Genomic DNA, 12,020 nt, shown 5'->3' with positions numbered 1-12,020 from the left:
GAGACCCGAAACAATATTCGACACCGCAGCCGGTTATGCGCAGCCATCTAGGCCACGACTATCACCGCGCACCACCCACACCTGTCCGAGACAACCCACCTGAAAATCCGTACCCCTGTGCTGTTGTCACCAGCTATCTTTTCCCCTCCCACTTCCTCACCGGTAAGACTGCTGCCTCCGGCGAATCTGGCGCGCAGAAAAGGCCACCAACAACCGTTGATGGCCTTAAGGAGAAGGTGCCCTATATCTGCCTGTACCCGCGAAGTTGAGCTTCAGTGGACACCGCATACCGCAGATTCTTGCCCTTGGACTTCGGCAATGATTGCAGCAAATCCTCCGCCAACCGCTGTGCCTGCTCCAATGACAGATCAGCAACATCAAGTCTCGAGGTATCAATACTCACCCGGTCGCCATCACATCTAACCGGCGAGGACTCCACAGGCCTTTTCGCCACGATCCGACCTGCCAGTGTCGATCCATCGACGGTGGCGGAAATACGGTCCCCAGCGGTGAGGTTGGCCGCCTGCAGGGCAACATCATTCACCGCCGTTAGCCGTAGCCTCGCTCCCCGACCATCCTCCGGGTCGCCTTTGCGTGGGCACAGCACGTTCAGCGAGATAATCGGCGCACCACGCAGTCGGCGCAACGGGCCGACATAGGTGATCACAACATCGACAAGGAACGTGCTTTCCACCAAAACTCCTAGCTGTAGTACTCAGAGGCAACGATCCTCGACGGGGCGGCTAGTGCCATACCGGCACAACAGATGATGCCTGCCAGCGCTGTCAGTGCGCTGAAGTTGCCCACCATCACACCGGCAAGGAGTACCCACACGATGGAGGCGATGACAGCCCCAGCGTAGATCACCACCTGGAACATCCCCTCGTTCGCCGTATCCATCACGGGTATGAACAGCACTCCGGCGACAAGTGCCACTAATGCAGAGATCACAGCCCAGCCGAAAGCCGCGCTGCCGGTTCCTACCGGTGCACCGGTGAGGGCGGTACTGATGATCAGATCTGCTACCCACACCACCGCTGCACTGACCACTGCCCCGAGAATGGCGAGCACTCCCAGGTTCAGGGCCAACTTCTTCGGGCACAGTCGCCCTGCGATCAGCCGTGGCTGTTGCGGTGCCTCGCCGTTGGTGGGCCACTGCAACGGCGGTTGCTCAGCGTTGGTGGATACCGGGGTGAACTGCTCGGTGTTGGCATGTGCCTTCGGTGGACGTCCGGTGAGCTCTTCGTAGGTTTGCTCCGGGTACGGGCTGCCCCACGCGTTGTTGCCTCCGGGGTTTGTCTCAAAAGTCATGTCTTCTTCCCTGTTCTTTCTGGCCTACAGTTCAAGGCCGTCGGTGTCATAGTCATCGGTGGCGGCGGTAACAAACAGGTCATTAAGCCCGAGATCATCGCCGCTATCGCTTTGTTGGTCCTGCTCATCTGGTCCGAATGCCTCAGCAATGGAGGCAGCGACTATCTGACTCAATACGTCCTGCTCGGGCCTAGGGATGCGGGACATCCTCGCGCTATAGGTGTCCTCATCGATCAGCCCATACTTGAACATCGCGGAGACCTCCTTCCGCCTAGCCTGGTGAACCACCTCGTCCTGGCCGGTGTCCTTCACATGCTTGGCATAGGCCGGTGTCGGATTCAGATCCAACGTCCACCCTGGTTCTCTGCCATGGGCGGCCAGCCTCTCGCGCCGGCGGTTGCGTAGCTCCACCATCTGGGCGCTGGAATCGACCTCCTCAAGTTCCCGACGGAGCTTGCCCTGTGCTTGGCGTGCATCGGCCAACTCTTGGGAATGCTCGAATGTGGGCGTCGCGGTGGCCTGCAATTTCGCCAGCCGCCGCTCAGCGGAATCGAGCTGTGCCTGTGCTAGTTGGTACATCCCCGGCAACTCACGGATTGGTCGGTCCACACGGGTCAAAATCGCCCTGGCCTCCTGTGAGGCGGTGCCCTCAGTTTTGAGATTGCGCTGGGCCTCACGGGCGTTCATGATCTTCATCCCGTCGATGAACCCGCTGCGCTCGGTCTCCCCGTCGACGCGCAACTCAATGCCCAGATCATGATTCTGGCTCGTGCGGTCAATGCCCAGCGATGCTTTGATCGTCACCCCAGCCACGCTCATGACTTCCTGCGGCTCGCTCTGGCGATCACGGAACATCTGGTGCAGCGTGGAGGTAATCCGATCAGCGGCCACAGTGACATCGGTCGTTGGGGACCAATCGGGGAACTCCCACAGCGCACCGCCATCTGCTGCCCACTGCTGCGCCCGATCAAGCAACGGCTCCATCGTCGCCATCCGTGCACTGGCGCTGTCGATATTCATCTGCTCGGAGCTAATCGCAAAGGAAATCGAGGCCCTGGCAGCCTGCCACTCACCCTGCAGCTGCTCGAAATGCTCCACCTTCTTATCCAGCTGCATCAGATCGACATAGCGTGGATCACCAGTGGCAATGGCCTTGTTGTGCGCCGCTGCATTGACCGAGTCATCGCCCAGCGAATCCATCCGTCGCATCGACCGATCAGCCTTCTTGAACTGGGAGATAAACATCTGTTTGCGATGCAGCACCTGCCACTGCACCGCATCAAACGTGCCGGCGGCAACATAGTTGTAGATCTCCACGCTTTCGTTCTGGTTGCCCTGGCGGATAATGCGGCCCTCGCGCTGCTCTAGATCCGCCGGCCTCCAGGGAACATCCACGTGATGCAGCGCCACTGCACGATCTTGGATATTCGCCCCGGTGCCGAGCTTCTCGGTCGAGCCGATCAGAACATCAATCCCACCCTCGCGACACCGCCTAAATAGCTCGGTGCGGTCCTTATCCCACTCATGCACAAAGGCAATACGAGAGGCGTCCATACCGCGCTCGGCGCACTCACGGCGGATCGCATCGTAAACACTGAAACTGCCATCCTGCTTCGGGGTACCGGCATCACAGAACACGATCTGAAGACCACCAGGATTCGGTGAGATATCCCCCTGCTTCGTGCGGTAGACCTGATTGCGGCTGCGGTGCCACTGATCGAGGATATTGCCGGCTACCGCCTCCACCCGCGCACCTGCCCCGTCGATCTCCATCCCAGCCAATGCAGGGTGCAAGGTGGCTTTGCGCCCATCAGAGGAGATCTTCAAGCTGTTGTCGATCGTTGCCCCGGATTTGTCCAACGGCACCTGAATCCGCTCCTCCGGATCCTGATCCCAGTCATACTCATCGCGCAGCGCCAGATCAGAGATGAAGTCCTTCACCTGGGTTTCCACCTCAAACTCCACAATCCGGTTACCGGCACCAGAGGCGCGCTCCGGGAGCTTCGCGGTGATCTGATCAGCGCCAACAACATCCATGAACAATGACGTGGCCGCCGCCAAATCACCGGTATTGAGGTAACCGCCGACCCGGTTCATCGTGCGCAGCCCCGACCCGGAGGCATTGACCTCCACCGTCTCCACCTGCTCAGTGAACTGCGCGGCAAAACCGTTGATCGTCTCCATCTGGAACTTCTCGGTCAAATCCGGGCGCAGGTACTTGTTCATCACCCAAATCTCCGCCAAGTTATTGGCAATCGGGGTCCCGGTGGCGAACGTGACCGTGGGAGTGGTCTGCGGGTTGCGGCCCTCGGACCGGTGCTTTTCACGCAGCAGGTCCAGTTTCATATCCAGATCAGTGGCCCGGTTAGAGCCAGGATGGTTGAGCTCATCGACCCTCGACTGCCGGAAGAGGTTCTTATACAAATGCGCCTCATCAACAATGAGGTAGTCACACCCGGTGTCATTAAAGGTCAGCCCCTCATCGCGGTCGCTATCGAGGAGCTTCTCTAACTGCTGCTCGCGCTTGATCTTTGCAGCCTGCAACCGTTTAGTGGTCCACGCTGAGTCGTCCTCTCCTGCTGCTGAGCGCTCGGCCAGATCTGTGTTGATCTGATCTAACTGAGCGCTCATGTAGTCGATTTTCGTCTCGGTGTTCACATCCACCGCCTCAAACACCGACTGCGGAACCACCACGAGATCCCAATCTTGTGCGGTGGTTTGCGCCACAAACTGCCGGCGCTGCTGAGGGCTCATCCCCGTGGATGCCGAGAGCACCTTCGCGTTGGGGTACCACTGCTGCGCCTCGCGGGTGATCTGCTCAGCCAGATGATTCGGCACCACCATCCATGGCTGATGGATCACTCCCAGGCGCTTGAGCTCAGCGGCTCCCATGAGCATCGTGCCGGTTTTACCAGCACCGACCACATGATCGAGCAGGACACCGGATTCACGGGTCATCCGCTCCACCGCGTTGAGCTGATAGGTGTACGGGACGAAATCCTCCCCCAACCCCGGCATTTTCCTTGCGGTGCCGTCATAGACCGGGGCGACAAAACTGTTGTAAATCTCGTTGTACCTATCGACCACACTGGCCCGTCTGGCCGGATCAGAGAGCACCCACGTGGAAAACTCATCGCGCAGGTGCTCTGCTTTGCGAGCGGCAAACGATGATCCCTGCGCATGGGTACCGGAATACCCGTACTCCTCGGCAGCACTGGAGTACTTCACCGTCGGGGCAGACAAATTCAACACCGACTCGTACATCCGCAAAGCACTCACCGCCACACCATCAGCGCGATTGGTGGCAACTCCCTGGTTCTCCATCCCAGCGGCTTTGCCGGTGGCCTGGAAGTTAAAGCGCACACCCCGGCGATTCTTCGCGGCGATGAGCCCATAGGAATGATCGGCCTCACCGCCATACTGATACTCACCGGAGTAGGACACCGACCAGACATCCTCGGCCCGGTCGACCACTACCCTCTCGGGATTGAGCCCGAACTTCTCGGCGGCGAACTGGCGGTACAGATCAGAATCCAGCCACTGCACACCAGGGCGTACGGTGATCCCTTCCTCAATGCGATCCGGCTGGACCTTCTCAAGCGCCTGCACGTTAGCGGCAAAACGCTCATCCGATACCTGCGCCATGATCGCGTCATTGAGTTTGGCCACGACAAAGCCGGACAAGTACTCAGTGGCCGGCACAAAAGAGTTCGGCTCCTGCGGGTCACGGAACGCCAGATTCTGCTTCGGTAGCTGCTGGGCCACCCAGGACGGGCTCTCATCAGTGAGCTCAGCAATCACGTCCAGGTCCAGACGTCCATACCGGTCCTGAGTCGCGGTGACCGCCTCCGCAAGATCATCGGTATGCAGCAACGCTGGGGTGGCTCTGGCCGGGTTGGAGGTGAAGATCGCGGCCTTGGTGGCCTGTTGTGTCTCATCATCGAAGATTTCCAACGCTCGGACCTGAGCGAAATACGGATCTCGATCCAGCACCCCGATATGATCGCGAACTTTCGTTCGAGAGATCGCCTGAACAGCCGCATCAGCGCGCAACTGCTCCCGGATCTGCTCTGGTGGCTGCTCGCTGGCCGGCACGGTGTTCTCCGAGCGCCACTGATCCACCAACTGGTTATAGGTGCGCTCTAACTTGGCCTTGGAAGGCTGGCGCTCGCGGATTTGGAACCGGTTAATCGCACCGAATTCACCGACATACCCGTCATACTGCTCATTGAGTCTCTCCCGCAGCTCCGCAATAGCCAGTGGATCGCTGTCTGAGGCCAACTCCTGACGCAACTGCACCGTGGTATCGCGCAACTCCAACAACTGCACCCACTGCTTCGACAACGCCTTTCGTTTCGGTGTAATCGACTCCCACTGGCCATCGGTGAACTGAGAGAAGTAGTAATCAGCCCGATTCTTCCCATCAAAAAACACCGCCCCAGGCAAAGGCGCAGCCTCCTGCGAGACCAACTCCTGCACCGACTGCGCAGCAGAGACCACCGGTACCGCACTGTGACCCAACCCAGCGGCCACCGCCTCGGTGATATCCGGGCGCAACCGCTGCACAATCCGCTGACCCAACCCCTCAGCGGTGCCATCAACGCGCAGTGTGGGCGTGCCAAAACGACCGGTAGTGATCTTCGCCTCTCCCAGAACATGCTCAGGATTGCGCACGAAAAAGGCATTAACCTTGAGCTCCTGGCCCTCGTCCATTTCCAAGGTGTCAGTGATCAAAAATTGCTTCGAGCGCTCAGTGGGCTCAACACCGGGCTCGCGAACCCGAAATAGCAACAGATCAGCGGTGACATCAGTGCCGGCAACCCGGCGGAATGTTTGCGAGGGAAGACGCACCCCTGAGACCAGATCAGCACGATCCACCATCTCCGAGCGAGCAGCCCGTCCCTTGATTGGGGCATCAGCGGTAGATGAAGAAGTCACCACCGCGACATATCCACCAGGGGCCACCGCATTCAGCGACTTCATAATGAAGTGGTTATGAATACTGTGGCCGGCAGGATTGCCCACCGGGTCATACAAGGTCACATCCCCGAACGGGACGTTGCCGATAGCAGCATCAAAAGCACTGGACTGCAACGGTACTGACTGCATCGGCTGATTAATCACCGTCGCGCTGGGATAGAGCTGCTCGGCAATGCCGGCGGCAATTGGATCAACCTCCACCCCCACCATCGAGGTGCCCTGCGGGGCAGCACCAATGAACGCGCCGATACCACTGCCCGGCTCCAGGACAGTGCCCCCATCAAGGCCGGCATCCTCCAACGCCGTCCACATCGCCTCGACCACATCCGGTGCGGTGTAAAACGCTGTCAGCGTCGAGCGAGCCAACTCATCGAAAGTGGCCTCATCAACCACACTGCGCAACTGCTCACGATAGGAGGTCCAATCCTGACGGGAGGTATCAAAGATTTCTTGCGCAGCACCCCAGGAGGAGTACTGCGCAAGAATGGCCTGCTCATCGGCAGTTGCCCACCTGTTTTCCCGCTGAAGACGCCGCAACATCTCAATAGCGGCGATATTTGCACTGGCCCGCACCCGTGACCCCGACGGGGAAACTATTTGCTGTGGCGGCGACCACGTCACCGGCTCGCCGGAACGCGGTCCTACTGCAAGAGCTCCCGCTCCATCTCCTCGGTTTCCTGCTCCATCTGTTGCTCCAGAACTGCCATCACTGGCTCGTTGATCAGCTCCTGGATCGCTTCGTTGATCGCCCGGTTGCGGACCCTGGTCAACAGCATCAATCGCTCCTCCCCATCGATTGCTGTCCTGGGGGCGATCTTCGCCAAGAACTCCTGCGTCAGCTCCTCTTCGAGGATCTCGCGCCTCTCGTCGAACAGTTCCATCAGTTCCTGGTTCTTCTGCCGGATCGCTTCCTGACTGGTCGATAGCCCCAGCGTCCGGTGCGCTTCCTCGATCATCTGGCTGCTGAACATCGTCTCTTCCCTTCTCGTTCTCGTCCTCGATCTGCTCAATGAGATCGAACAAATCCACCTGATTCGGATCAGGCTGCTGACTTCTCTTTCGGCGTGCCAATGAGTACACCTTCCTTAGGTCAAAAGTGCCGACCTAAGGGTACTATCCTCGCTTTATATATCTGCTTCGTTTATTCCCAGATATAATGTCTGGCATCCTGGATCATGGTCACAAAGCTGCCTCTTGGCTCCTTGCCTCAAAGGAGACAAGTGTTCCTACCGCCTGTTATCGCGAACGTACTCAATGAGTGCCTGCTCGAGAACATCCTGGAAAGTAGTCCGATTTTGCTTAACCAAGATGCTTGCCTGGTGATGAAGGTCTTCATCAATTCGGACCCCTAGCTTGACTAGCTTCTGCGGATCCCTGAATCCCTTCTGCATGTCCACTGAGCTCTGTGCGTCTGATTCATCCTCTCTACGTGGTGCGCTTCTCGGCGCAAGATTGTTCTTCTTATCGTTCATTTTGACCATCTCTAGTGCTCCTCATCATTTCCAGTAGTGCCGGCCAGGATCTGCTCAAGCTCCAGGATCTCACCTGCGACCTCTACGTAGCCTGCATAGTCTGTTGGCCTCTGACCAAGAGACTTCCGGATCGCTTCACGCATGTGGACCACATTGTCGAACCGATTGATGCCATATTCATCAAGAACTTCGACCGTCTCACGCAGAAGTGTTGTTCCTGATCGAGCTGCGGTGAGCAACACAACCGCAGGCACTTGAGTCCCGATACTGTCCAGCGTGATCCAAAGCCGTTCCATGTCGTGTGAAGACGGTGCTGTAGGGACTATCACCACATCTGCAGCAGAGACTGCTGCGCTAATTGTTTCAGGGTTACCAGGAGGACAGTCCACGAGTACGTATCTGTCATCGTCCATCTGGGAAAGCCTTCGCAGGAGATGATTATTGGAAGCCTGGACCTCAAAACCAAGTGGTGTCCCGTCTTCTTCTGCTCGCTCAGCCCAAGAAGTAGCAGTCCCCTGCGGGTCCGCGTCAAGGACAAGGACCTGTTTTCCGTAGTGATCCACCAGAGCCTGACCGAGATGAATTGCTGACGTTGTCTTGCCTACTCCACCTTTAGTGTTCGCGATTGCGATCTTCATCTGAGCACCCTTCCTAGTTGAGATTCTCCCCAACACCATATGCCGCATTGTCTCTTTGTCGCAAGTCTCTCTGCCTCTCTGTCTCTCTGCCTCCCTGTCTCTAACTGCTACGTGCGCGAGTGGTCTGGGGTTCGTTACGGAGCAAGACAGACAAAGTCTGTCGCGGTAGCAACACAGATGCCTCATTGTCGCATTGTCTCTTGTCTCATTGTCTCTTGCCTCAACGTCGCATTGTCGCTTCTGGCTGAAAAACAGGTCCAAGCAATCTGGCTACCGGGTTGGGCACGAGCGAAGCTGTGAGCCCTGGCCCTAAAGCCTCTTTGTCGCAAGTCTCTCTGTCTCTAATTGCTGCGTGCGCGAGTGGTGTGGGGTTCGTTACGGAGCAAGGCAGGCGAAGTCTGTCGCGGTAGCAACACAGATGCCTCGTTGTCGCATTGTCTCTTGTCTCATTGCCTCCAAGTCTCTCAGTGCTATAGGGCTTTCAGAAGTAGACCAATCCTCTAGGTGGCTCAAACACGAGTCGCTCATGGCACTGGGAGAGTTTCCACCGCCACCATCCCTCGGGGTTTTCGTATTTCTGCGGTGATTCCCAGCCCTGGTTGGCTGTGTGGGTATCAAACAGCCAGAAGAGGGCGCTACAGGACCACACAGTGGGGTCTAGGTACTGCTCCAGGAGCCTGGCGAGACCTGCACGATGGCCATTCCACAGTTGTGGGGCCCGTCGGAGGATTTTCGCGGTCAGTTTGTGAGCCTCAAGAGATGGTTGCGGGGGAGCGGAGCGCCTTTTCTTTCGAGTTGATGTCTCTTCAGCTCGGTTTTTTGAGCTTGGTAAGGAGTGATTACCAGAAAGAGAGTGATCAGCTAACCCCTGACGGGGTGGGGTGCAAGTGTCCTGGTCGCGCGGTGTTCTTCTTAGATACTGGGCGCTGTGTTTCGTGAGGGTTAGTGCCCAGTTTGATGCTGCTCGGATCTGACGGCGACCGTGGTGCTGTAGAGCGGCGATGCGCTCGAGGCGAGTTAAGTGCCGGCCTCGGCAGACCTCGACAGCCAGCTGTAGGGATTCCAGTACCCGGCGGGCATATCCAACAGCGCGCACGCTGCAACCGGCATTGCGGGCGATTGTGCGCCGGGATAGCGCTGAGTGATCTCCGGTTCGATGATCGGCAGCCTCTGCCATAGCTTTGGCCACTGCCGTGACGGTGCGCACAGAGACTTTTCCGTTCCTGGCTGTGTCGCCAGCGGCGGTGGCTAGCGCTGCTGAGACAGCAGTGAGCCATCGACTTCTGCTAGTCCAACTGGCTGTTCGGCGCTTCGGTTGAGTCAGGACGAATGAATGGCCTTGCCCTTGGCCGCGGATCTGTTCAGTCGATCCTGGTTGCGCGGTGCAGCTCAGGTGCCTGTCGGCAGCGGAAAATACGGCCATGAGCTGCGTTGCAAGCTCAGGCCCGTCGGCGTCATTGGTGACACCGTAAACGGCCTTGTAGACGTGCTGCGTTGATAGCGTGCAGTCCTCTGGCCAGGTGTTTTCCAGATTGGTGGCGTGTCCTGTTGCAAAAGGCAAAAGGGTGCAACTAACCTGGGCATCAGCATCTCGCACTGATTCCCTTTCTTGGCTGGGAGGGAAGATCGAAAGAAAGTTCCCGCTTTCTTTCCCACTTTTAGAAATTGCCCCGGTTTGGTCACCGGGGCTTTTTCATGTCTCCACCTGGTTTTCTCTCATCGGGGCTGGTCAAGGCGTGATGAGAGAGACCTATGGGGTGGTTTTCCCTCCGCTATGCAGTTGTTTGAACGATCTTTCAGTCAGATACCTGATGGTCTCCTTGATATGACGGTCTAGGTGGGCATAGCTTTGCACACCAAGACCTAGACTACAGGCACCGACATACCAAGACATCATACAGCGGGAGTATATTGAACATATAGACCGTGCTTGTGTGGTCTGTGTCGTTGGTGGGCGAGCGCGGTGGTCGCGTTACCTGATTGTTACGATTGCCTGGTCAGCAAAAAATCCTTTGGGAGGATTCTTGTTTTCTGTTTTCGGTGCTGCGCTGGCTCTTGGCTCTAGATGCACCTCGATATTTCGCGGTGCATATTCAGCCAGGTGTGCAGTCAAAGCAGGCAGTGCTCTTGTGCTGTGTGATGAGCAGCCGTTGACTATCCAAACACTGGTTAACAAGGTCGCTGAGATCACCGATGTAGAGGTGGTGATCGATTATGAGGCCGTACTGCCTGAGTCTGTTGATGGCTCTACCTGCCTGGTGGCAGGGCGTGCCCTGATCTCCGTTTCCGAGAACTCCCTGCAGCCGGAATTCACTTTGCTGCATGAACTGGCGCACCTGGCACTTGGGCATTGCTCAATGATCAGGCACAGCTGCTCTGATGACGTGGAACGCCAGGCCAACGCTCTGGCTTCACGCTGGGCGGCGCTGATTCAAACCGGTGAGCTTCGCAAAGACATCGCTATGGTTTTTAGTTAGGGGCTCTTATGGTCAGTGATATCGCCGTTCGATTGATGTTGGTGCTGTTGGTTGCTGTACTGCTCACACGATGGTTACGCGGTTCCTCCAGGAATGGTGCTATCAGCCAAGGATTTTCTCTCCTTGTTTTTGCTGTGGTTGTGCGTTCAGTCATCGTTGATATTTCAGTTCATACAGCCCTGACATCGGTGAGCGGATCTGTCCTTCTTTGGCTGATACTGGTGGATCTGACGTATCTCATGGCTGTACTGGCGCTGCTGTGGATTGCTTATGGCCTGTGGAGATCACCGTCACTATCTCCCGTGGTGGGATTGTGTACGACGGTCCTAGCGGTGCTGTTTGGCCTAATTAACTGGCTCCTTCTGCGGGAAGCGGCATCAAACTGCGTAGCTAGTGATGCCTACGTGGACATTGAAGTCTGCTCCACCTCATCGACGGGCGCGTATCTGGGTGTAAAAATCTTTCTAGTTCTCATGCTTGGTGCGCTTTCTATGCTGGTGGGGGCCGGTTTCTTTAGGCTTTCCACCAGTAGCATGATGGCCCGTGCCTCGTTCATTCTCCTGGGTCTTTCCGGGTTTTTCGTTGGTGTTTGGGCTGTTGTGCACTGTGCCCAATTGCTCGGTGCTTCGGGGGTGCACTGGATCAGCGTGCTGCGTAGTGTGCTGAGTTTTTCGGCCGTCGTGTGCCTTTCTTTGAGTTTGGTTGTCCCGGCTGTGTGGATGACCACTGTGACTGCGTGGCTGCTGCTGGTTACCCGGAAACTGCGCTCTGCGCTCCGGATGCGCTCATGGGAGGTCTTACGGGTTGCTCAGGGGATGCGACCTGTTGAGGTTCTTATCGATAGGCTCGTCCCTGTGTCGGAGAATGTTTACTGGCACTCAGATCCCCACTGGTCAGCTGAGGGGTCTGCTGCACGTGTAGGTGACATCTGAGTTGGCTTGCCCGGGAGGGTGGGCTGGAAGGATGTCATTGTGCCGAAGCCCTATCCCCGAGAGTTCCGTGACGACGTTGTGCGTGTTGCGAGGAGTCGTGAACCAGGTGTGACGATCGAGCAGATTGCGAAAGATTTCGGCGTTCACCCGATGACCCTGCAGAAATGGTTGCAGCGCGCCGCGGTGGAGGACGGTGACCGGCCAGGGCAG

At 57.4% G+C, this 12,020-nt stretch carries 10 protein-coding genes; 4 read left to right on the top strand and 6 right to left on the bottom strand.

Features of this window, described 5'->3' with window-relative positions:
* Positions 1–241: 241 nt before the first annotated feature.
* The 6 genes from YWU_RS0110555 to YWU_RS0110530 all read right to left on the bottom strand — a co-directional run bounded on the left by YWU_RS0110555 (position 242) and on the right by YWU_RS0110530 (position 8,401).
* Positions 242–694, bottom strand: coding sequence for a hypothetical protein (locus YWU_RS0110555; protein WP_027020445.1), 453 nt, complete (start codon positions 692–694; stop codon positions 242–244).
* An 8-nt stretch (positions 695–702) separates the two neighbouring features.
* Positions 703–1,311 carry a hypothetical protein gene (locus tag YWU_RS16405; protein WP_051260279.1) on the bottom strand — a complete coding sequence of 203 codons (609 nt, stop codon included), beginning with the start codon at positions 1,309–1,311 and terminating at the stop codon, positions 703–705.
* Positions 1,312–1,335: 24 nt separating this feature from the next.
* Positions 1,336–6,864 (bottom strand): DEAD/DEAH box helicase family protein, encoded by a 5,529-nt coding sequence (locus tag YWU_RS0110545; protein ID WP_027020444.1) that lies wholly within the window; start codon positions 6,862–6,864, stop codon positions 1,336–1,338.
* Between the two features lie 68 nt (positions 6,865–6,932).
* Positions 6,933–7,262, bottom strand: coding sequence for a hypothetical protein (locus YWU_RS0110540; protein WP_027020443.1), 330 nt, complete (start codon positions 7,260–7,262; stop codon positions 6,933–6,935).
* Positions 7,263–7,517: 255 nt separating this feature from the next.
* Complete coding sequence (locus YWU_RS18460) at positions 7,518–7,763, bottom strand: hypothetical protein (RefSeq protein WP_205618326.1); 246 nt, start codon at positions 7,761–7,763, stop codon at positions 7,518–7,520.
* 11 nt (positions 7,764–7,774) lie between these two features.
* Positions 7,775–8,401, bottom strand: a complete 627-nt coding sequence (locus YWU_RS0110530; RefSeq protein ID WP_027020441.1) for a ParA family protein — start codon at positions 8,399–8,401, stop codon at positions 7,775–7,777.
* A 1,333-nt stretch (positions 8,402–9,734) separates the two neighbouring features.
* Here YWU_RS0110530 and YWU_RS18220 point away from each other — a divergent pair.
* The 4 genes from YWU_RS18220 to YWU_RS18940 all read left to right on the top strand — a co-directional run.
* Complete coding sequence (locus YWU_RS18220) at positions 9,735–9,899, top strand: hypothetical protein (protein ID WP_156892807.1); 165 nt, start codon at positions 9,735–9,737, stop codon at positions 9,897–9,899.
* Positions 9,900–10,551: 652 nt separating this feature from the next.
* Positions 10,552–10,878, top strand: a complete 327-nt coding sequence (locus tag YWU_RS0110520) for an ImmA/IrrE family metallo-endopeptidase (protein WP_156892806.1) — start codon at positions 10,552–10,554, stop codon at positions 10,876–10,878.
* Positions 10,879–10,886: 8 nt separating this feature from the next.
* Positions 10,887–11,810, top strand: coding sequence for a hypothetical protein (locus tag YWU_RS0110515; protein WP_027020439.1), 924 nt, complete (start codon positions 10,887–10,889; stop codon positions 11,808–11,810).
* A gap of 18 nt (positions 11,811–11,828) precedes the next feature.
* The coding region (locus tag YWU_RS18940) for a transposase (RefSeq protein ID WP_205618325.1) at positions 11,829–12,020 on the top strand (192 nt) is incomplete at its 3' end.

The organism is Corynebacterium sputi DSM 45148 (genome assembly GCF_000427865.1).
Taxonomy (GTDB): Bacteria; Actinomycetota; Actinomycetes; order Mycobacteriales; family Mycobacteriaceae; genus Corynebacterium; species Corynebacterium sputi.
This window is presented reverse-complemented; position numbering and strand designations above follow the sequence as displayed.